At 55.2% G+C, this 21838-nt stretch carries 22 protein-coding genes; 11 read left to right on the top strand and 11 right to left on the bottom strand.

Annotated features, from left to right (window positions below; genetic code table 11):
* Positions 1-18: 18 nt before the first annotated feature.
* The 3 genes from ACMZ66_RS00280 to ACMZ66_RS00270 all read left to right on the top strand — a co-directional run bounded on the left by ACMZ66_RS00280 (position 19) and on the right by ACMZ66_RS00270 (position 1381).
* Positions 19-333, top strand: coding sequence for an ArsR/SmtB family transcription factor (locus tag ACMZ66_RS00280; RefSeq protein WP_416933349.1), 315 nt, complete (start codon positions 19-21; stop codon positions 331-333).
* On the top strand, positions 330-719 hold the full coding sequence (locus ACMZ66_RS00275) for a VOC family protein (RefSeq protein ID WP_416933347.1): 390 nt from the start codon (positions 330-332) through the stop codon (positions 717-719). The genes ACMZ66_RS00280 and ACMZ66_RS00275 overlap by 4 nt, the downstream gene beginning before the upstream one ends.
* Positions 720-802: 83 nt before the next feature.
* Complete coding sequence (locus ACMZ66_RS00270) at positions 803-1381, top strand: ParB N-terminal domain-containing protein (RefSeq protein WP_416933345.1); 579 nt, start codon at positions 803-805, stop codon at positions 1379-1381.
* A gap of 40 nt (positions 1382-1421) precedes the next feature.
* Here ACMZ66_RS00270 and ACMZ66_RS00265 read toward each other — a convergent pair whose 3' ends face one another.
* Both ACMZ66_RS00265 and ACMZ66_RS00260 read right to left on the bottom strand, forming a co-directional pair.
* Positions 1422-3350 (bottom strand): BTAD domain-containing putative transcriptional regulator, encoded by a 1929-nt coding sequence (locus ACMZ66_RS00265; RefSeq protein ID WP_416933343.1) that lies wholly within the window; start codon positions 3348-3350, stop codon positions 1422-1424.
* 48 nt (positions 3351-3398) lie between these two features.
* Positions 3399-3920, bottom strand: coding sequence for a hypothetical protein (locus ACMZ66_RS00260; RefSeq protein ID WP_416933341.1), 522 nt, complete (start codon positions 3918-3920; stop codon positions 3399-3401).
* A 115-nt stretch (positions 3921-4035) separates the two neighbouring features.
* Between ACMZ66_RS00260 and ACMZ66_RS00255 the strand changes: the two genes are divergently transcribed.
* Positions 4036-4911, top strand: a complete 876-nt coding sequence (locus ACMZ66_RS00255) for a ParB/RepB/Spo0J family partition protein (RefSeq protein ID WP_416933340.1) — start codon at positions 4036-4038, stop codon at positions 4909-4911.
* A 290-nt stretch (positions 4912-5201) separates the two neighbouring features.
* Positions 5202-7067: a ParB/RepB/Spo0J family partition protein gene (locus tag ACMZ66_RS00250; RefSeq protein ID WP_416933338.1), complete on the top strand. Its 1866-nt coding sequence runs from the start codon at positions 5202-5204 to the stop codon at positions 7065-7067.
* 141 nt (positions 7068-7208) lie between these two features.
* On the opposite strand, the gene ACMZ66_RS00245 is transcribed toward ACMZ66_RS00250, so the two are convergent.
* The 8 genes from ACMZ66_RS00245 to ACMZ66_RS00210 all read right to left on the bottom strand — a co-directional run bounded on the left by ACMZ66_RS00245 (position 7209) and on the right by ACMZ66_RS00210 (position 15484).
* Positions 7209-8492, bottom strand: coding sequence for a ThiF family adenylyltransferase (locus ACMZ66_RS00245; RefSeq protein ID WP_416933336.1), 1284 nt, complete (start codon positions 8490-8492; stop codon positions 7209-7211).
* The gene (locus ACMZ66_RS00240; protein ID WP_416933334.1) at positions 8471-8941 is read right to left on the bottom strand and encodes a hypothetical protein; all 471 of its coding nucleotides are present in this window, start codon (positions 8939-8941) and stop codon (positions 8471-8473) included. The genes ACMZ66_RS00245 and ACMZ66_RS00240 overlap by 22 nt, the downstream gene beginning before the upstream one ends.
* Positions 8928-9848, bottom strand: coding sequence for a DUF7665 family protein (locus ACMZ66_RS00235; protein ID WP_416933332.1), 921 nt, complete (start codon positions 9846-9848; stop codon positions 8928-8930). The genes ACMZ66_RS00240 and ACMZ66_RS00235 overlap by 14 nt, the downstream gene beginning before the upstream one ends.
* A gap of 76 nt (positions 9849-9924) precedes the next feature.
* Positions 9925-13233 (bottom strand): UvrD-helicase domain-containing protein, encoded by a 3309-nt coding sequence (locus tag ACMZ66_RS00230; protein ID WP_416933330.1) that lies wholly within the window; start codon positions 13231-13233, stop codon positions 9925-9927.
* Positions 13234-13815, bottom strand: coding sequence for a hypothetical protein (locus tag ACMZ66_RS00225; protein ID WP_416933328.1), 582 nt, complete (start codon positions 13813-13815; stop codon positions 13234-13236).
* Positions 13812-14300 carry an RNA polymerase sigma factor gene (locus ACMZ66_RS00220; RefSeq protein ID WP_416933326.1) on the bottom strand — a complete coding sequence of 163 codons (489 nt, stop codon included), beginning with the start codon at positions 14298-14300 and terminating at the stop codon, positions 13812-13814. Before ACMZ66_RS00220 ends, ACMZ66_RS00225 begins: the two co-directional genes overlap by 4 nt.
* A 39-nt stretch (positions 14301-14339) precedes the next feature.
* Positions 14340-15197 carry an IS3 family transposase gene (locus ACMZ66_RS00215; RefSeq protein ID WP_416933324.1) on the bottom strand — a complete coding sequence of 286 codons (858 nt, stop codon included), beginning with the start codon at positions 15195-15197 and terminating at the stop codon, positions 14340-14342.
* On the bottom strand, positions 15194-15484 hold the full coding sequence (locus ACMZ66_RS00210; protein WP_416933322.1) for a transposase: 291 nt from the start codon (positions 15482-15484) through the stop codon (positions 15194-15196). The genes ACMZ66_RS00215 and ACMZ66_RS00210 overlap by 4 nt, the downstream gene beginning before the upstream one ends.
* A 600-nt stretch (positions 15485-16084) precedes the next feature.
* On the opposite strand from ACMZ66_RS00210, the gene ACMZ66_RS00205 reads away from it, so the two are divergent.
* The 6 genes from ACMZ66_RS00205 to ACMZ66_RS00180 all read left to right on the top strand — a co-directional run bounded on the left by ACMZ66_RS00205 (position 16085) and on the right by ACMZ66_RS00180 (position 20017).
* Complete coding sequence (locus tag ACMZ66_RS00205) at positions 16085-17071, top strand: hypothetical protein (RefSeq protein ID WP_416933464.1); 987 nt, start codon at positions 16085-16087, stop codon at positions 17069-17071.
* Complete coding sequence (locus ACMZ66_RS00200) at positions 17068-17598, top strand: sigma-70 family RNA polymerase sigma factor (protein ID WP_416933320.1); 531 nt, start codon at positions 17068-17070, stop codon at positions 17596-17598. The genes ACMZ66_RS00205 and ACMZ66_RS00200 overlap by 4 nt, the downstream gene beginning before the upstream one ends.
* 64 nt (positions 17599-17662) lie before the next feature.
* Positions 17663-18505 (top strand): hypothetical protein, encoded by an 843-nt coding sequence (locus tag ACMZ66_RS00195; RefSeq protein ID WP_416933318.1) that lies wholly within the window; start codon positions 17663-17665, stop codon positions 18503-18505.
* Positions 18506-18516: 11 nt separating this feature from the next.
* Positions 18517-18714, top strand: a complete 198-nt coding sequence (locus tag ACMZ66_RS00190) for a hypothetical protein (protein WP_416933316.1) — start codon at positions 18517-18519, stop codon at positions 18712-18714.
* Between the two features lie 87 nt (positions 18715-18801).
* Positions 18802-19791 (top strand): hypothetical protein, encoded by a 990-nt coding sequence (locus ACMZ66_RS00185; protein WP_416933314.1) that lies wholly within the window; start codon positions 18802-18804, stop codon positions 19789-19791.
* 73 nt (positions 19792-19864) lie between these two features.
* A complete protein-coding gene (locus ACMZ66_RS00180; protein ID WP_416933312.1) occupies positions 19865-20017 on the top strand; it encodes a hypothetical protein in 153 nt (50 codons plus the stop codon).
* 229 nt (positions 20018-20246) lie between these two features.
* Here the strand turns inward: ACMZ66_RS00180 and tnpC are convergent, their stop codons facing one another.
* Positions 20247-21821 (bottom strand): IS66 family transposase, encoded by a 1575-nt coding sequence (gene tnpC, locus ACMZ66_RS00175; RefSeq protein ID WP_416933310.1) that lies wholly within the window; start codon positions 21819-21821, stop codon positions 20247-20249.
* Positions 21822-21838: the final 17 nt, after the last annotated feature.

Here is a 21838-nt window from a genome sequence, read left to right as displayed (position 1 = left end):
AATGTTGCATAATGAGTTATGAGCATTCCAATTGATCCTCACCTCAGTAAAGTGTTCCGCGCTCTTGGCGATGACACTCGTTTGTTGATCCTAGATGAACTCAGGAAGCGCAACGATCAAACGTTGTTCGAACTCTGTGCTCGTCTTTTCGAAGAACATGAAGTGACCCTAACTAGGCAGGCTATTACGCGCCACCTGACCACTCTGGAACAAGCAGAACTCATACAAACAGCTTGGCGAGGACGCACGAAAATTCATTCTTTTGCGGCGTCCGTACTGACAGGTGCGATCAGTCCTTGGCTCGAACCATTCTTTGAAGGAGACACAAAATGAAAATGTACATGAAGAACATCCCCGTAAATGATCAAGCAGTAGGACTAGCGTTTTACACGGAGAAGCTTGGCTTCAACGTCAAACATGATATTCCCCTTGGAGAGCACCGGTGGTTAACCGTCACATCGCCAGAAGAGCCTGATGGCGTAGAGCTAGGCTTGGAGCCGAGTGTCCATCCTGCGACCATTGCATACAAGGAAGCTCTAGTTGCCGATGGTATCCCAATCAGCGCATTCCAAGTGGACGACATCGAAGCCGAAGTTAGGCGGTTGGAGTCCCTTGATGTTTCATTTATTCAGCCGCCCGTCAAAGCAGGTGGAGCTATCATGGCCGTCTTCGACGATACATGCGGAAACCTAATTCAACTGATAGAACTCGTAGAATAGATGTCCGTTTGTGGCCGATAGCTGCCGGTGAGCGTGTTACGGAATGATCAAATATCATTGGCGAATCACGTTATAGGTCCTCAATGTGTCCTGTTAATCCCTTAGACGAAATATCAGCACGGGGCGCCGGACTCGACTTAGATGAACATCTAGCCAGACAGGCACTCAACGAATCACTCTCCGCGGCGATTGAAGAAATCATTTTCGAGCCAATCAGCCAATGGCCCAGCCTTGAATTCAAATGGGATTTATCCATCGAAGGACGGGAGTTTTCCTTCGATCCACCAACTTTTCTACCGAGCGACGATCCTTTTAAAGCAAGGAAAGAATGGTTGCATAGTTTGACCGAGCTCAAGCTTGGGTTCGTATTGCTTGAACATCTCGATCCACTGTTATCCTCTTTCTGTTACACCGATATTGCCACCGAACTTTGGACTACTGGCAATGCGCACAAGTTGGCTCGCGTCATCGCACACGTCGCTGCAGGGCAGGCCATGTCCCCCATCGTGATTACGCCTAACAGATCCGGTGAAATCTCATTTGTCGGGGGGCATCACCGCTATCGAGCGTGTAAGGCAACGACACAAACGGTCATACCATTTTATTGTTATCCGGATGATTCAGATCTCTTGAGCCAGTTGCTCGAGATCGATTGGTCGTGATCGACAACGCGTGTACAAACCACGAACGTCGGGTGTGTGTCTATCGTATCCCAGCAGCCATCAACCCATTCACAAACCCATCGGCTACCGAGGATTCGGTGCACACCTCTTGGTAGCCTCGATGAAACGCCTCGAGTGTGAGCTCCGGGACCAACGATTGGGCATCTGACCAGGCCTTTTGTGCGGTTTCATTTTCACCGAGAAATCCCAACACGTTTGCGATATTGACGTGCGCGAAATAATTGGTGGGGTTTTCTGCCAAATCCCGCTCGGCGTAAGTCAGCGCTTCTTCATAGCGCCCCTGCAACATATGTAGGTTGCCCAAGAGCGCCCTGGGTCGCAGTTCACCCGGACCCGTCGACAGCTCTGGATCCAGCCCATCCACGATGGTCTGACAGTGTTGGATCGCCTGATCCAATTCACCATGCCACATTAGCACACTGACCAACAACGTGTCAGGCACCCGCGTCATGTCATACACCCGCATGACAATTTTACGCGCCATCTCAGACTTGCCCACGGCGGCATATCCGCCAGCGCAGTTACGCAACACAACCACATCAAAAGGGCTGCCGGCCAAGGCAATGTCCGCATGCTTGAGCCCCAGAGCAAAATCAGCCTTGGGCTCCGCAGCATAGCCTCGCCCCACACCGACAAACAGAACCATCGCTAAGAATGCATGGGCCCGCGGATAGTCTGGGTCCACAGCTAAGGCGTCCATGACTAACGAGCGCTGTAAGTCGCGTGATTCGCGATCCACGACGATCACCTGCTGGGCTTTGACCAACAAACTCCACGCATCCAGTTGACTGGGTGGGGTGTGACGTATCCGCTCACGCTCGGCAAACCCCAAGCGATTCTTAATCGCTTGAGAGATCGCCTCGGCTACTTCGTCTTGAACCTCAAAGATATCCGCCAGCGCCCGCTCGTATTTCTGCGACCACAAGTTGAGTCCATCATCGACCCCAACCAATCGGACCGACACCCTGAGCATATCTTTCAGTCGTCGAATGGAGCCTTCCACCACATAGTTCACACCCAACGCCTGACCCACTTCTTTCACATCCATCAACGTGGTTTTTAAGGCCACACTGGAATGCCGAGAGGCCACGCGCCAACTGGCGCTTTGACTCAGCAAGTTGATCAACTCATCCGTCATGCCATCCGCCAGGACATCATCGTCGCTCGCGGCTGACAAATTCGCAAAGGGGAGTACACCAATGGCAGGCAGCACCGCTTTGCGGCTGAAGCCAGAACTCTGATGTGTAGGCAGACTCGTAAGGCCCACATCTAAGTCTTTAACGAGTTCATTCAAGGCGGGGGAGGGCTCCACGGATAATTTTGTGCCGAGAATCGTTTGTGCTTGGCGAAAAACCCGCATGGCTTGCACCGGGTCACCCGCCTGGCGATGTAGTGCCACCAACTCTCGATACAACTGTTCGGATGTATCGTCGAGTCGTAGCGCACACTGAAGCGTGTCGATCGCCCCGTCCGCGTGACCGTCTTGCTTTTGTTGGTCGGCCTGCGCACACAGGCGAGCAATCAGGTCGGCGTGCACCTGGGCACGTTCCGTCGTCATCCACGCTTCAAATGCGGGCGCATTCACCGAAAAGCCCTCCAACCAAGGTCCGCGAATGACCTCATTCCGTGACGCGGCGAGCGAAGTCCCCAACTGCACATCCACCGCAACCATTTCAGCATCTAAATAGGGGAGGCGTCCTTGAGATTTGAGCACCCCTTCTGGCAACGCACGACGAATGGTCGCGAGGGCTTGCCGTAAGCTCGCCCGGGCGGCGCTCAATTCGTCCCCGCTCCACAACAAATTCGCCAAGATATCGCGATCCATAGGCTCCCCTAAGTGGTAGGCGAGGTAGGCCACGATGGCTTGGTTCTTTTTGCCCTTTAGGGTGTGTTCTATCGGCGCATCACCAACGTAAAACTCACCCATCAAGCGAATTAGGGTTGTCATTGCTGTTTTTTGCGTTTTTTTTACGCTGTGAGCGTGAAAATATCGCCTTCAGCGAGGATTGTCGACCGCCGAGTGATCCGTGTCTTCAGATAAGGTCATATCGTCTAACACCGTACTGACCCGCATCGGTCCATCACTCCCTTGCCGCGCGGTTGATGTTGACGCATGACCGGCCGCAGCGTCTTGACCGGTCACATCCGCGTCTGCTGTCTCGTCTGTGTTCGTGTCTACGCTCAGGTCACCGGCTGCCTCTTCTGTATTCTCTGATTCAGGTAGCGGTTCGCGTTGGGGTCGTGTGCCATCGCCCAACACTTCCCGCTGCTTTTCCGCCTCAATCCGATTGAGCAAATAGACCAGACACTCATGCAAGCGATCTTGGAATAGAGGTGGGACGGTAAAGGTCTCGACGTCGACCGCCTCCCCTAAGTGCTCGCCGAGTTCAGACGCCACTGCGCGCCACCCGGCCAATGCATACGCTTCGTCTATCTCTAGGCGTGTACACAGGCGATCTTGATCCGCACCATCCAAAACAAAACGGGCGACTTCATAGATTTTTCGCTGCTCAGACATCCCCATCCGTGCACCATATCATCAAGCCATAGCCGGTATCGAATCAGACCCTGGCCTGTGCGTCCGCGATATCGAAGAGAAGCCTTCGTGAATCGAGCTTGATATCCTTATCGCTATGGCTAAGAGAAAACTCGGTCGAGACTTAACGGCACTGCTATCCGGATCGCCCAGCCCAAGCGATACCGCTGACGTCGCTCAGATCCCCGTGGCCGCGATCGAACCGAATCCCTTTCAACCCCGACGTGACTTTGATCCGGATGCGATGGAGACGCTCGTGCACTCCATTCAGCAACATGGTCTCTTGCAGCCGATCGTTGTGCGGCCCCATGGCACCGGCTATCAATTAATTGCCGGTGAACGTCGCTGGCGCGCAGCCAGCACGGTCCAATTGGACACAGTACCGGCACTCATCAAGTCGATTTCAGATCAAGAAGCCTCTGCATTGGCATTGATTGAAAATATCCAACGGGAGGATTTAGGGGTCCTCGAAGAAGTCGACGGTTTGGCTCGGCTACGCGACGAATTTGGTTTGTCTCAACAAGCCATCGCCGACATCGTGGGGCGTTCGCGAGCGGCTGTGGCGAATTTACTGCGACTCCAACAGCTCTCCGAGCACGCCAAGACCTTGTTAGCTCAACGGCTGATCGAGATGGGGCACGCACGCGCACTTTTGCCGTTATCCTCAGATCAACAAGATCTCGTCGCTCAGCAGGTCGTGGATCAAGGCCTATCCGTTCGCGCCGTCGAATCACTCGCCAACCGGATACAACATCCACAACCGGTTAAGCCCCCTAAGACCAAACCGAGCTTAAGTGATCGCCAGCGACAGAGCGTCGTCATCAGCAACATCAATGACCAACGCACAGATGTCACCATCAGCTGCACCTCACCCGAAGAACTCAAAGCGGTCCTTCAGCTGTTGGGGATTCGTCCCAATGGCGAAGACTCGACAACGACGGTTCAGCAGGACCAAGGGGCGTCCCCGCACTAGCGCGGGCGGGCTCGACGCCGTTCGCTAGACGCTCATCCATCCTGGACGGCTCACGCCGCACCTCTGATCCCTGACGCGACCCTAAGGGCGCTGCCCTCGCGCGCTGCAACCGAGTCCACTTCGCCGCCCCTACACCCGTTCGATTCTCGCTGCGCTGCGAGTCGCATGCGGCTTTGGTCGCGCTCAATTGCAGCTTGCTACCCCGGTCTGACTTGCGACGCGGCGCAGGCGCTTGGCGGGGCAAAGCACCGCGAGCGTCAATCCACAATCCATCCGCGAGGAATCTCACTATGAAAGAACCCATCCAGGCCACCGTCGAACTGTCAGAGGCGGTCGAAATTCCGTGGCACCAACTAAAGAAAGGCTCCGCCAACGTGCGCACCGTCAAACCCAACAACGAAGCGGACGCCGCGTTAATCGCCAACATCGCTGACATCGGCGTATTAGAAAATCTGATCGTTTCCCCTCTAGATGACGAAGGAACTGCCTTCGGGGTCCATGCCGGTGGTCGCCGCTGGAGTGCCATCGGCGAAAATGTAAGACAAGGTGTCTTGCCAGACTCTTACCCCGTGCCGTGCCGCATCCAAACCGGCGGCAGCCTGATCGCCGTGTCCCTCGCTGAAAATTTGCACGCGCCCATGCATCCTGCCGATGAATTTCAGGCCTTTGACGCCATGCGCCAAGAGGGGGCCGATGTGCCTGCCATAGCGGCGCGCTTCGGATTGCCGGAACCGCGCGTCAAGCAACGCCTCAAGCTCGGCCAAGTCGCCAAACGCATCCTCAACGCCTACCGCGCCGAAACCATCGACCTACAAACCGTCATGGCCTTCACGCTAGCGTCTAGCCAAAAAGAGCAATTGCGAGTGTTCAAGGAATTGGGCCATCAATGCTATGCCTATCGTGTGAGACAAGCCTTTACGGGTGATGCTTCCATCGCCTCCGATGATCGATTGGTCAAGTACATCGGCCTCTCCGCTTATCAAGCGGCTGGGGGGAGTTTGGTCACGGACCTCTTCGCTGAACACGATCACCTGTCCGATCGCGGTTTGGTGGAACAACTGGCACTCTCGAAACTGGAAAAAGTCGCCGCACGGATCAAATCCAAAGAAGGGTGGGGCGAGGTCCGCTGCACAACCGACCCCTACTTTCCTGCACATGAATTTCACCATGTCGAACCCGAACCCGTCGATCTCCCCGCTGAACTCACGGAGCGTCTGCAAACCCTGATCGACACACAACACCAACTGCACGACAGCTGTGAAGCGGGGTGGACGGATGACGCCGAAGCACAAGATGAGGCGTTGACCGATGCTATCGATGCATTGGAAGCTGAGATCGATGCGTACCGCACCTACACCGACGCACAAAAAGCACAGGGCATTTGTTTCATCACCATCAGTAACGCCGGTAAAACTCAAATCGCACGAGGTTACCTGTCACGGTCCGCGCATAAACGCACCGAACACAACGACGGCGCGAGCGAAACACCCAACACGACACTGCCCCAAGCACTCATTACTGATCTCGGGGCGCACCGCCAACAAGCCGCACAAGCCGCCCTTCTGGACGACCCCAACTTGGCGAGTGATCTCTTGCTCTATACGCTGTGTCACGATGTCTTGCAGCTCGGCTGGCAGCACAAAGCGTTACGGCTGAGCGTGGACGTCGCCAGCCCTATGGGGTCGGGTTTCGAAGACACGACACCCGACCTGCACCTGAAAAAAATACGCAGCAAACTGCCGACAGAATGGATGACCATCGAGCGTCCCGGAGAACGCTTCGCCGCTCTGCGTAAGCTCACGCCCAAACGCAAACAAGCCCTCCTAACGTATTGTGTGTCTGTCTCATTCACTACAGGGGTCGCTAGTGATGACACGGTCGCCGAGGCCGCACTCACGGACCTGGCCCCAGATTATGCATCCTATTGGCGACCGACCGGGGAGGGCTACTTTAAGCGCCTCAAACACGCAGCGCTCATCACGCTTGGCACCGAGCTATTCGGTGAAGAATGGTATACCGAGCACGAACACGATAAAAAAGGAGCCCTCGTCGAATGGTTCCATCGATTCTTCGTCGGCCCACTACCCAAAGATATCAGTCCCGAACTCAAACAGCTTCGCACCCAATGGGTACCGAGAGAGTTCATTCAGACTTAAGCCTCAACCCATCTGCACGATCGGGGCCACGTAATCGCCCCGATCGCTGTCGAGTCGCGCTCACCCGTCAAATTTGGTGAGGTCATAAAATGAAAACGCCGTCTGTTCGAGCGTCCTCATGCGAAGCTCAACGGCGACATACTAGGCAAAAGCGCGTGTCAAAATCTCCGGGGATCGCAGATGGGTATCCACCAGATACGGGGCCGGCGCACCACCAAGGCGTTGCTCGAGCAGACTGATGGCGTGGGCGGCCGCATAACACCCCACAAATGGCGCCCCCACGGCACGCGTCGCAAGGGTGGTCACACCACATTGTTCAGCACCACCAGCCAGCAAGTGCTGATAAGCACTAGCCTGCTGGGTGGTTAAATCGACTTGTAACGGTGAAGCCCACACTTCGGTGGCCTGGACCGGCCCAGGGAATGTCCTGATCCGGATCCCTTGAAAGTCCTGGACACCCGCGCCCAAACCACCATCGATCACAAACTCAAAACCAACGTGCTCGATCCCTCGACGCGCGGACGGGTTGTCAACACCAACCAATGCGGTCATTGATTCGGCTTGGTCGACCGATTGATGCCCAGTGAATCGATCAGGATGTGTCAGCACTGAAAAGCCATGGCCAGACAACCAATCGCCGACCACCTGCGTTTTCTGACAACCCACGTCGTCCGCGTTCACCAAGACCGAGGTGGAAACGTTCGACCACTCAACCACATCGTCATCTTGAAGATGCAGGGTGCCGGTCTCGTAACTCGATTGGGCTAACGTCCAGGCATAGGCTTGGCCCAGGTGCCCGAGGCCAAGTAACCAAAGATCAGGTAACGGCTGAGCAGGCTCGGTGGGGACAGGCGTGAACGGTGCGTCATTCAGTTGAAGCGTTTGGGTCACGGATCGACGACCGGCATAGGGATGATCTCTCCGCATCAGCGCAAAGGCTTCTGCTACCGCAAGTGCACCGGCCGCAATCAAGGCCGTGGGGTGGGCGGCCTGCGAGGGCCGGGAACGATCGAGCCCAAACTGCCAGCCCTCTGCCCAAGGGTGTATAACACCGGCATCCTGACCGTCCGGCGACAACGAGATCACAGGCCAGTTGTACCGCGCGGCGCACGACGCCATTTCAGCAGGGTCATACGCCGTGGTGCAGACATAGGGTTCGAGCAATGGCTGTAGAGCGTCGCTGGGCGCCCCCGGTGATCGAACGGCGATATTGCCTGCAAATGTGCGCGCTGCGCAGTTCAGGATCGTCTGCAACATCGGGTTGGACTCCTCGGCTCGCCCATCACTGTCCGGCAATTCAATGACCACGCCGTAGGTGGCAAACAAGTCGCGTGCCTCTGCAAACGTCCGTGCCATGCCGCTGTCCACCAGGATCTTCTCTGTACGATGTAACTCATTTGCATTCATGATGTGACGTGCATCCATTGACGGTTTGCCGTGCCGGTGTATGAGGCCCATTGGTGGCTCCCTTTGTAAATGTTAATACTGATGTCGGTCACGTCGATGTCGCCTTGGGCGTAATCCGGCACGATCAACGCCACGTGTCCGGGTGTGGCGATCATGGGATAGGCGCGGTCCGTGACGCTCTGATGCGCGCCGCAAGGATGCGTGTGCACATCGGCCACGGCGCGCAAGTCACGCTCGCGACAGATCTGCCACAAACGGACGAACGCATCGGATTCGAGGGTGATGTAGTCAGCTTGTCCAACCTGGTCCGACAGGACGTGGTACGCCACCCAGTCTTTGATCCGCAACGCATTGCGCGTCTGTGTCCCGAGCAGGAACGCACCGGCTTCTCGGACCCCATCACTTTGGGTCCTCAACATGGACAATAACGACGACCACGTTGATCGGCTCATCTCAAGCCGCTTCATCGATCAACTCGTGACTCTGCAGGACCTCGTGGACGGCTTCGAGATATTGGGTGATGCCGCGCTTGGGGTCCCAAATCAGACTAGGGTGCTCATGTAGCCAATTACCGTGTCCAGCAATGGCGGTGCGATCACACGGCAGGTAGAGCGCAGTGCCGGACTGCCAACGGGGATTAAAGACCAGTGAGACACGCCCCCCCTTTGGCCAGGCGTTTTGGCTTAACGGTTGACGACGTGCCTGATCCCAAGGTACGGCCGTGGGCGGCTGATTGGGATAACCACTGCAATCGATCTTTAAGCCCACGCGTCGCCCGTCTCGGGCGGTAATGCTGACAAATAAATGCGGCCACTCAAGGGTGTGATACGTCCAGCGACGTTGGCAACCCGCAATAAAGCGACCTTCGGATAGATGGCGCCGGAGCACCGCCTCGTCAGGTTGTGCCCCATTAATGCGGGGTGACGGCACCAGGTCAAACTTGAGCCCGCAGTCTTGCGTAAGCGTACCAATGTGGATGTCTTCGTCCGGACGCTGATCAGACCCTTCGACCTGCAGCATGAGTTCCGCGGCATCAGAGACCGAGATGGACAGCAAGCGAGCGGCCCATCGTTTCACACGCCGGATGGTGGTTCCTGGCCGAAAGTCTCGCTGAATTTGGTGACCTGCGTAGCAGACCGTCACGCTGAGGTGTCGCCGGCGGTGGAGGTGAAGGCGCATTCCGGCGGCGATCTCCGCTAGCGCATCGAGACCTTCAACATCATCACGGTCTTCTAAATACAAACCATAAGCGGTGTCGTGGCCGACCAGACTGAGGCAGCGGTCGAAGAGGGTCGCCGGTGTGACGTGAGGGTCAAGGTCGAGCACCTCAATCGACTCAAAGGCTTCGGATTGGACAAAAACATATTGGTTCACCGTGTGATTCCTTTTGTGTTGCTGGGCACGCGTCCCGGTCCTTACTCAACCGAATCGAGCGCAACAAAAAAGAAAATCAGGTCGGCATCGCAGGGCAAATGGTGAGGTACGGACAGTAGTTGCACTGGGTACCGGGCGTCGGTGCGCGATCCCCTTGCGTGAGCCGTTGCATCGCCTTATACGCGTTGGTCTCTTCGATCCGCTTGTTGGGTTCGACGACGGCGGTTTTGTACGTGAGTAAATCGTGCACCATAATGTTGGGCCGGCTGGCCATGCCGAAGAGGAGTGCCTTGAATAGGCGGTCTTCATCGACGGTCCCGCGCGACGAAAAACGCAGTAGATGCAGGTCTGAGACGGGACCTTGGGTCTGCAACAGTGTCGGCAACTCAACTGGAACACCCATTAACTCGGCAGTGACTTGCGTCGGTTGGCCATTGATCTGATTCAGTAAGTGTTGTGCGTTATCCAGAATGCTGCGCGCGTCTTCCCACAGCATCGGATCGTCGTCATAAGGGGGTAGGTGCCGTTCGGACCAGTGCTGTGCGAGCAGCGTCATGTGATCCAGGCTGGGATCAGCAGACAGATCGTCGACCGCCGCCATGAGTGCAAAACGGGCGCGAACCGTCGGATTGAGGTCCCGTTCGAGGGGTAACTTAAGGGCGTAACGATACCAGTGTTGGCGTGGACAACGTATGTAGGTGCGCAGCGCGGCAAAACTAATTGAGATCGTTTGCTGCCCGCCGGTCGCGGGTTTTGGTCGAAAAGTAACAGGCGTCTCAACGGTGCGAGTCTTAAGGATGTGCTGCGTGGCACGTAGTTGGGTGGGGCGACTTTTGTCGTTGAATCGCCCTAACTCATACAAACGCAACGTCTGTTCTGCGCGTGACACGGCCACATAAAGCAGGTTATTCCGTTCAATGGCCTGCTCGTATTCAAACTCGGCTTGCGTGCTGCGCAGGGCCTCTGGCGGTACCCACGCGTGGATCGGTGACGGAGGTGGCCAGGTCGGTAATTTACGGTCGTAAGCCTCATCCAAATAGGCAAGATGAACATGGGGGAATTCGAGCCCTTTAGCGGCGTGCACCGTCATCAGCTGCACCGCATTTAAGTGTTGGGCTTCCGGCGGCAACTCGCGGCTTGTGTATGTTTCGTCCAGCTGCAGGCGAAGTTGTAGACGCATGAGGTAGCGAAAGAGCGTTGGCTGTTTTCGATCGCCATCTCCATCAAAGACGGATTGGACAAATTGCCAGATGGCCAACCGCGCCACCGTGGCCTCATGGTTGTCGCCCGCGAGGTCCTGCAGACCCAGGGGGTGTTCAAGCAGGACGTCACACAGCACGACCCAAGGATTGGAAAACGCGTTGTGACCGGCTAATGCGGCAACAAGCTGCTGACGATCGGATTCGACCGCTGGCTGCTCGACCGGGCGATGGAGCCAACGTCCCCGTTGAAAGGACAGGTCTCCCTGTGCATCTGCCATCAATTGACGGATATCGGACAAACTCATCTTAAGTCCAAAAAACGCCTTCAGCCCAACGAGGGTGCGCGGTTGTCGTTCCACCAACAGCTGGAATAGACACAACAGCCGCTTAACGGCAGCATGCTGTGTGAGCTCACCCAGATAGAGTATGGGGATTTGATTCTCCGTGAGCACCTGAGCTACCGCGTTGATCTTGGGTGCACTCCGACTCAGCACGGCGTGATCTGAATAGGGCACACCGTTCTTGTGTGACTGTTGGATCTCGTCTGCGATAGCTTGACCCAGCCCCGGTTGATCGCCGGTGCAGATGATCATCTCGGGCAAGGGGCCATGCTTGTCTTTGGGTTCGGGGTCAACACTGTCTAGGGGTAATGTGGGTTCTAGCACGTGTTGTTCACCACACACCCGAGTCACGTCTATGATTTCTTGGGTGCTGCGTCGATTGTAGCGCAGCGGATATTTCTGAATCTGTTGGCCCTCAGCATTCGGCCGATGCTCGTCCTCAAAACGCGTCAGGCTTTTTATAGAGGCGCCACGCCAATGATAGATGGCCTGGCGGACATCGCCGACCACCCATAACGAACGGGCCGACTTGGCGAGCGCCTTCACAAGCTCGACCATGCCGTGGTTCACGTCCTGGTACTCGTCCACCAAAATATATTCGTAGTGGTTGGCCAGTTCGCTGTAGCGCATACGATCTTGTTGGATGGCGCGTGTCGGCACGGTGATCAGGTCGACAAAGTCCACATATTTATGGTCGCGGAGCACCAACTCGTACGCCTCGTAGAGTGTGAGAAGATCTTCCCTTGCATCCTGCAGGTCGGCGTCCACTGACGGTTCGTTTAAGAGATAGGTGCGGTAGTCATCGACGCTGACCAATTCTTCCTTGAGCCGAGAGATCGCCTTCAATGTGTCCACGATCCATAGGGTGGGATCTTCAATACGGAGATGTTGACGGAGTGGGATGTGCGGCAGTTGTTGGCTGAGCAACAGCACCTGATTGAGCTTGTCGGCAAGTTGAATATCGTGGGGGAGGTCGAACACATCGTGGTACTTGCGGAGAAATTCCAAACCAAAGTTATGAAACGTGCCCGCCCAGATGTGGTTGGCCTGCTGGATACCCGCACTGCGCAACCGTTCAACCAGTTCGTATGCGGCCTTGTTGGTGAAGGTGAGGACCAATATTTTGGACGGGTCCGCCCCTTCTGACTCTATGAGGTGGCGGACACGATGGATCAACGTCGTCGTTTTGCCTGTGCCGGGTCCGGCCACCACGTTCACAAAGCGTTCGTGCGCGGTACTGGCGTTGCGCTGATCCGGCGTGGGTGGGTATAGGGGCTTTGACGCTGCAGGTAGCGGTGGGGGCAGCAAGACCGCATCAAGCATTTGTTGCCGTACCAGGTTAACGGGCAAGGTGTACTGGGTCGCCAGTAGACGGGGCCCCTGCCCTTGTCCGTGCGCAAGGGCGCACAGATGTCGAGGCGCGAGGAGCTCCCGTGCAAAGACATTTTTGATCAGTTCGTTACGTTCCCGTGTGCCATAGGCTTCGACCTGCGCGATACTCTGACTCTGTCCTTGCAGGTCCGACAGCTGCACACTGGCCGTCGGTGCGGCGTGCGTGGGGTCGTCTAAGTACCAATGTCCCAATTCGTGCGCAACCACTGCCGCCTGGTCGGCGAGGGGCAGGTCGCGTCGGATGTAGATGAATTGCTCATCGCGACGCAAACAACCATCCCCCTTGCCCAGTTCAGACGCGCCGGGGGCCACGGCTTGCACGCCAATGTCGAGCCGTTGTTCAACCCACTCGAGAAATCTGTCAGCCGCCACAAATGTATCTGGGTCGTTGCGGAGTAAGTCTTCGCGAACAGATAACGCGCGTTGTCGCGCATGCTGAAATGGGTCCAATTAGTCATCCTCAGCCATTTGCAGCAGTCGTGTGGTCTCTTCTGTACTGAGCTCCAGACTGTGCACGGCGTCTACCCAGGAGGTCGGTTCGACGGTGACTTGGGGTTGTTCGCGGGTGGCCTTGAAGGCCGGGACCACGGACGCTGCAAATCGTTGCTCGAATACGGCGCGCAGTACCATCGCAGGCGCGTCAAAATAGGTTTCTAAGGCGGACAAGACGCGCACGGGTGCTTGGGTGCGACCGACCAGGACGCCATTGAGCAGGTTAACGTGCTCACCTAATCCAATCTGTCGGGCGATGTCTCGAACTTGGGGTCCTTTGACGGCAGTGAGTTGGGCGTCCACCGCTTCAAGTACCGGGCTAGGCTGGCTTTGTAGTAAGTTTTGCGCGAACGTCAAGGTCCGCGCACCGATCTGACGCCTCTCGCTTTCTAATCGCGAGCCATGGGAGATCGCCCGATGGACAATGTCCTCGGTGTACTCTGGATAACGTTGTAGCAATGCACGCCAGTCCTCCGAAGACGGATCGGGGTGGTCGTCTAAGAATGACCTGAATATGTGTTCCACTTGGGTTGGATTCATGCGGGTTTCCTTTGGTCCAATGCAACAGCCTGCTGGGCGAGCTTGTGGTACTTCTTGACCGTTGGGATGGAGTGGCCCATACGAACGGCCACGTCCTGCCACTTCAGCTCAGCCACTTCACGTAAAAAGTAGGCCGCCTGCTCTTTGTCAGAGAGTTCGGAGAGGCGCAACCAAGCATGCTGCACGCGCTCCTGGTGGATGGCACGCGCTTCGGGTGAGGTGCCGTTTTCATCCGCGACACCCTCTATAAACGGGGGTTCGGATTCATCGTCTATGAAGGCATCCATGGTGGGATAGCGCTGAGCCTCTTTCTCCAGTTGCCGTCGCCATTCTTTGAGGCGATCTTGAATAAACTGCCAGAAATAGACTTCGCAATTACTGATCTCCGACCCTTCTAAAATCAGATGCCAAATCTTCTGGATGCCGTCCTCAAAGAGTTCGCTGTCACGCTGGTTTAAGAAGCGCCACCAGATGGGTTTCTTCATGGTCGGAGTTGAAGTTACCCCGATTTACTGGACACGTGGTTAAGCACTTTTCTGCTCGAACATCATTGGAATTTGATGCCCGATCGCAGAATGCTTCCTTTTTCGGTTGTAGTAAACCTCAATATATTCGAACACAGCCGACTTGGCAGCTGATCGAGTCCGGTATCGTTGACGATGCACGTGTTCAACTTTCAGAGTGTGAAAGAAGCTCTCCATTCCAGCGTTGTCATAACAATTCGCTCGACGGCCCATACTACAACGCAATTCCTTCTCATTGATTAACCGCTGGTAAGCCTTCGCACAGTATTGACTACCGCGATCCGAATGGATGATGGTGCCTTTGGGGAAGCCTCGTCTGAACAGCGCCATTGTCAACGCGTCAATGACCAACTGCTGGGTCATGCGCTTGCTCATCGACCAGCCCACAATCGCACGGGAGTACAAATCCATTACCACAGCCAGATATAGCCAGCCCTCATCTGTCCAGATATAGCTGATGTCGCTGACCCACTTCTGGTTCGGCGCAGTAGCTGTGAAATCCTGATCCAGAAGGTCCGGCGCCACAGGTTTGTCGTGGTTCGAATCCGTCGTGACTTTGAATTTCTTGGCCTGGATGCCGCGTAATCCCAGCTTTTTCATGCGTCTGGCCACCCGATTCTTGCCGCAGGTAAAGCCTTGGTCGTGGAGCTCATCTGCAATCCTGGGCGCACCATAGCGCTGCTTGTGTTCGGCAAAAATTCTTCGAATTTCAGCGTCCAGGACACGATTTGAGATCATTCGTGCGCTATCTGGGCGGTTCAGCCAATCGTAGTAGCCGCTACGAGCGACTTGCAGCACTCGACACATGAGGTTTACCGGCCAGGCCTTCTTATGCGATTCGATAAATCGATACCTCATGGTTTTTCCTGCACGAAGAAGGCCGTCGCTTTTTTTAAGACGTCTTTCTCCATCTTCAAACGACGATTTTCAGCTTCCAATTCCTTGATTCGTCTCTGATCTGGCGTCAACTGCCCAGAACCCTGAAAGGCACTGTCTCCCAATTCTAATTCGCGCTTCCAACGCCCCACCAAACTCCCACGCACGCCCAAACTTCGGCCCGCTTCGGCGCAGGTGTAGCCTTGATCAACCACCAAGCTTACCGCTTCCTGTTTAAACTCCTGAGAGTAAAATTTCCTTTTCGACATGTAACACCTCGTTTTCTGTCGTCATTGTATGACGCTTAACTGGGTGTCCAAAATTTCGGGGTAAGATCAGAGTAACCACATCGACGATGCGTGTGTTCAGGACCTCGACCATACGGTCAAACAGATCAGGCGCGGTGTACGCGCGATATCGAGATCTGACGAGCGTGCACAGTACCTCAGATGGAATATACCCATGGGTGCGGTGGTCAGCGACGTCCAGGCCCTCGTCTAGATTGATCCGATCGGCCTGGATGTCATCGAGTAGGGCTTGATGTCTAGCTTGGCGTTGTCTCATTTACATCCTCTGTATGTGTGATGGTATCACCGGTGGTCTCCTATGCCGGGGGTTAAGGACTAACCGAAACGAACAGGCGAAAAAAGAAAAAAAACCAAGATCCAGGTAAGCTCGGACCTGGGCGGGATGCCCATAGCTTCGGGCGTAAACGCCAGACCCTCGCGGCTGACGTTGGTTTTTCGATAAATGGGTCTCATTTCGGTTAATAGATGGATACGACTGAATAGGGGAAGACCCTGGCTTGGTTCGCAAAACAAAATAGTCCAGCAACGGCGTGGCAAACCGAGAAACGTGGTTTGGACACCGTGGTCTTCGTGCATGGGATTTTGGGGCACAACACGGAGACCTGGGGCAAGTTCCCATCGCTGATCGCCAGCGACCCCGAGTTACCTGAGCTCGATATTCTCTGCTGGGGCTACCGTTCGGGCGTCATCCCCGGATCGTATCAAGCGGTCGGCATCGAAGGACAAGCGTTGATGTCAGATCTGCGCCTGTTCTTCAAAACCGGAGAACGACTCTATCTCGCCGCGCACAGTATGGGTGGCATTGTGGCCCTAAGGGGGATCGTCGATACCATCCAATCAAAGATGCACGTCAATCACCCGCTGACGGACATCGCGTGTTTGAATTTGCATGCCACCCCGCAGCAGGGATCGATGGCAGCGAACGTCATCGGCTGGCCGCTTCGACTCACCGGGATCTACTGGGTTATGCGGTCGTTTCTGCCGGTCCAGCAATTGTGGATATTGCGCAAAGGGGCCTATCTGAAGGCTTTGGCTGCCGATGTGAAAGAACACTTCGGCGGCGCGCAACCGTCGACCAATATGAAGATCTACGCGGTGGCGGGTAAGTATGACTTCTGGGTAAGCATGCCCTCCGCGCAAGGCCATCTGAACACCAGCGAGTACTATCCTGTCCAGGGCGGACATCAGTCGATGAAACGCCCGGAAGATCACCTAGATCCGCGCTACCTCGCCTTTAAGGTGAATCTCGAAGCCCACGTCGCAGAATCGTTGACGACATTGTGTCGGGCCATTAAATCGGCCAGTACACCAGAGGCGCGGCGGCCTTTGTGGCAGCGGTTTGATGCGCACTATCACAAGATGATCGCGCGATGTGCGGAAACATGTTTTGGCGATCGGCTACTGTCTGACCGGGACATTCGAGAAGTGGCGTTGGCCTTTGTCGATATGGGATCACGTGGCGGGCTCACGCCCCAGCAAATCTTCAACGCGGTGGTCACCGACATTACTTATAAAGATGACCCCCGGCTATTGGACGATCCCTCATGAGCGCGCCCGAAGAAGAAACGTACACGACGTGGCGGCATGATCCCAAAGACCTCGACGCTTTTGGAGAATGGTATCAGTTGGTGTATCGACGGCTGTTCTATTTTGCCGCTCAATATGTGGTGCCGGACGACGCGGACGACTTGGTGCAAAACGCTCTGGTTCGATTCATGTCAGGTGATTATGTTGAAAAAGTCGACAATTCTCGGCGTGCCGTGAGTTATATCACTCAGATGATGCGCTCGGAGGCATGGAATGCCCGTCGTCGACACCATATTGCCAGCATGGAGACGCTTGGCGACGCGGAGGTGCCTTCAGGCGAACCGACGCTAGAAGAGATGACCGCAGCCAGCAAAGCCTGGGAGAGCGTCGCGGAAGCACTTTCGGAGGACGAAAAACACGTGCTTAGACTGTTGACGTTAGGGATGGGTAATCGAGAAATCGCCAATGTGCTGGGTCAAAGTTACTCTGCCGTGAGTTCTAGAATTTATAAATTACGCAGAAAAATCAAAGACTTAGGGATTATTTAATTTTTACGGCGAAACTTTGATCGTTCGCGAGTTATCTAGCGTAGAGACAACAGGATACGTAATCATGGCTTGGTATGACGACATTGTAGACAACCCCGAAGCGGTGGAGGCCGACATTGCTGCCGGTCGTGGGATATCGCCTGAGGCGCTCGATGCACGTCGCACAGCCATCCATGACATGGCGCGTGATCCTGCACATCTTTCTTTAAATCAATTGATAGCGTTCCATCGCGATGATGTTTTGACGGCGGCGGCACGCGATCATTTGGATGGGTGTGGTTATTGTCAACAACTCTCAGCGCGGTTTGCACAACCTGCGGTAGATGAGGAGGTCGATCGCATGAAAGATCTCCTCACACAACTCGAGGTGATGGGTGGCGGTGAAGTTCGTTCAGCACGGGACAGCGCTATCTCTTGGTCGGATCCTTGGCGCTTGAGTACGGTCGGTTTCGGCTTGTTGGCTGCATTTGCGCTCGGCTTGTTAGGCTTCAATGGCGCCGAGACAAAGGCCTCGTTAAGTCCCGAACTCGCCAGAGAATTAACCGCGATCGAGGAGCGATTGGCGGTGCGTGAAGCCGGTCTGGATGAGCGTGCGCCCTACCGATTAGCCGCCATGGCGCTCTCAGTCGATGACGCGGCGACATGGCAGGTGACCCAAACATCCAACGATCGCGGCGTGCCCTCGGTGCTATTGGAGATGGTGCCTTCAGAGGTCGAAGGTGTGTTGGTGGCCGATGCTGCTGGATCAGTGGGTTGGATTAACTCGGAGCAGGAGTGTTCGACCGAGCCACGTTTAATGCATGCGGCTCGACAACCGACATGTCACCTTTCTAAGGGCGTCACTGTACGATTGCTGCAGGCGGACTTGTTCGCAAATACAGCGCTAGAAGCGCCACCGACAGAGTGAGAGCGTCGCTCATGAATCGTTCGACCGCAGAGGACTTCGTTGAGGACATTATTGAGTCGGAAAATCCCTCTGTGATTGTGGTATCCAGGCGATTATTCAAGGCGTTGTTGCCGGGTGAGTCTCCGACGAGTTCGATCGGCTACGGCGGCGTGCAGATCGAGTCCGATAGTGCGTTCGACACGTTTGAATACGTGTGTGATCCGGACTAACGGCTAAGCACGAAGGCAACGCACTGCAGAGGCACGCGCCACCCAATCGCCCATGCCGCTAGCTTGATACAACGAAGAGGGGCTGAAATGGCTTACATCAAACATCCCTGGCAAAAAAGTTTCCGAGCCATCCCCAAACATATCCGAGCGAAAATCGATGCCATCGATTCCCCCCTCATTACCGTTGCCACGAACAAGAAAATAGCCAAACAAGACCTGAGCGAGGGTGTGTATGCGCACCTGGATATCCGCCTCAACACAGACGGGACCGTAGCATTTCGCCGCAGCGTGCTGCCCATTCCTCAGGCTGGAAAATATAGCACCTACAACATTCACGGCAGGGAAATCGTCCGACGGGACCTTCCTAAGGTGACGAAGACGTTCTCATGGGAAACGCCGAACTTTGGGGATGGCAGCACTTATGGCTACCACACCCACTCCCACGATCGGGAGGTGTATCAACGGACCTATTTCGAGCCACGATTCTTAGAGCTGTCGGTGGATCTGATTTCAGAAAGCGATCGTTCGGCAGCGATGACGTTTCAGGTCGGGCACACGATCGATGTTGGAAGCGCTGACTACGAAGGCGATCTGCTCTTCTGCCTCAACTTACTACAAGAGAATGTCGGTGCGGTCGATGTGTACCCCAGCGATGTATCGCGAGACGACTACCTCCAAACCATCGGACTCGATTGGGAAATATTCCCACCAGGGGAGCGCGGTGCGCTGATTGCCGCAATTCGGAGTCAGACCCGTAGCAACACCGACAGTGATGTCGCTGAATCTCGAATCGAGCTCTTTAGCCAATTGAATCCCGAGCACTTTCTTAAGGGGACCGGCCGATATACCAGCTATGTAGGCGCCAAATTTTTTGATGATCTCGTGGTGTTCGAGAACATAACCTATGGCAATGCACTCTATGTACTCTATGAAAACTGGGAAGTGCTGTCTCAACGTTCCCGCCTAGAACTGCTCGCGGGGACCAGCGAACAATATGATCGCTTTGTGCACACTGATGGATGGCAGGATAGGTTCATGGATCACATCCGCCGCGAAATCAACTTAAGAGAATCCTAACCAGGAATAAATCGATATGGCCACAACCTGCTATTTTGAAGAGATCGTTAAGGACCAGGTCGGAAAATCTGAAATGAGCCTAGAAATTGGACGATCATCCTTCTACGAAGAAGACAGTGTGTACATTCGAGTCGATGATCGCACTGTGATCATGGATCGCACCACCACCCAGCGATTTTGTGAAGCCGTTCAATCGGTCAGGCACTATCACGGTTTCTTGAACTGACTGGCGCCTCGAATTTTTATCGGCACCCAGTTGGAACTATCGCTCAACGTGTTTTCAGAATCGAGAAGTAACTGTTTCTGTCCTAACGCTTTGTAAAGCCACGCAGTAGTGAGCGCCTGCTTTCGACCCGAAAGGTTTGGGATGCTCTGCACGACTACGATGAGCATTCCAGTTAAACGCGGGGATTCAAACGGCTTGGACGGTAAGCGTTCAGTGAACGGCGTGTTGTTTAGCTGGGTTTGTTGAGCTGGCGGCTAAGCATTTCCGGATCGATGTTCCAGGGCAGCAGTGTAGCGGTTTCGTCGTTGCTTATTCGGGGCAACTCAGCGAACACGTACTTCAGGTAGGCGTAGTCGTTCAAGCCATTGGCTTTGGCCGTCTCGATCAGAGAGTACAGATTGGCACTGGCTTTGACCCCGCCCTGGCTATCAGAGAACAACCAGTTTTTCCGTCCGAGCGCGAAGGGTCGGATGGCGTTCTCAACACCGTTGTTGTCGATCGAGACTCGGCCGTCTCCTAGGTAGATCCCTAACCGCGGCCATTGCCCCTGGGTGTACTGGATCGCCTTGCCGAGATACGTGGTACTCGGCACCGATTGTTTGTCCAACCACGCTTTGAACTTGTTGAGTACGGGCACAGCTTCGTTCTGTCGGTTTCTTTGCCGAGTCTCAGGGTCTTTGTCTTTGAGTCGGCGCTCCAACTGATACAGCTTGCTGATAAACGCCAGCGCCTGGTTCACCCGGTTGCCTTTGTTCTGATCCGCTTTGGGTAGAGCTTTCTTGGCCTCCATGAACTTGCGCCGTACATGCGCCCAACATCCCACGCCGATGATGTCGTCTTGAGTCAAGATGGCGTTGTAACCGGCATAGCCGTCCGTTTGCAGATAGCCTTGATAGTTGTCTAGCAGTTGCTTTGGCACCCCTTGTGCGCGTGTTGGATCGTAGTGGTATACGATCCCCTGATGGTCCGGCGGTCCGCCCTTCATCACCCACATATAACTCTTACTGCGGGCCACTTTGCCGGGCTCCTTTAAGACCTGCACCGGCGTTTCATCCATCTGCATCACATCGTAGCCTCTGATGTGCTCGGTCAGCGCTTCGATCAAAGGCTCGATCAACTCACCCACCTTGATCATGTGACGGGCCAGCGTATTTCTGGGTAAATCGATGCCCAGGCGCTCGAACTGCTTCGATTGGCGATAGAGGGGTAACCCATCAGCATACTTGGCCACTGCAACATGGGCCAGTAACCCGGGGCTCGCCACACTCTTCGGGATCGGTTGAACTGGCATGGGCACCGTTTTGATCGATTCATCGCACTTCGGGCAACTGTAGGTGGGTCGATGGTGCTCTAAGATGTAGACCTGAGCCGGGATCACATCGATCTGTTCACTGACCTTCTCACCGATGATCCGCATCTCGCATCCGCAAGGACAGCACTTATCCGACTCATCTAACTTGTGGGTGACAACCACACGGGGCAGGTCTTTGGGTAGCGGCTTGCGCTTCGGACGCCGTTTACTGTGCGCGGCAACCTCAACGACGTCTGCATCCGTCTCATCCGCAGTATCGTCTACCGCTTCTTTAAATGCTTCTGCCTCATCAAAGAGGTTGGCTTGGAGATCGCCTGCCTCAGTACTCGCACCAAAGCGTCTGGCACGATCAACGCGGCGTTCTTCTTCATACTTGGCGAGTTGTAGCTCGGCCTCTTTGAGTGCGGCTAGATAGACTGCTTGTTGCTCGATTACGAGGTCTTTTAAAGCCTCGATATCATCCGGTAACGTTTGGCGAGCCAGTGTTTCCATGACTCGCCATTATACGT

This window comes from Thalassospira sp. (assembly GCF_048059015.1).
Taxonomy (GTDB): Bacteria; Pseudomonadota; Alphaproteobacteria; order Rhodospirillales; family Thalassospiraceae; genus Thalassospira.
The sequence above is the reverse complement of the archived record's forward strand: the minus strand, read 5'-3'. Positions and strand labels throughout refer to the sequence as shown.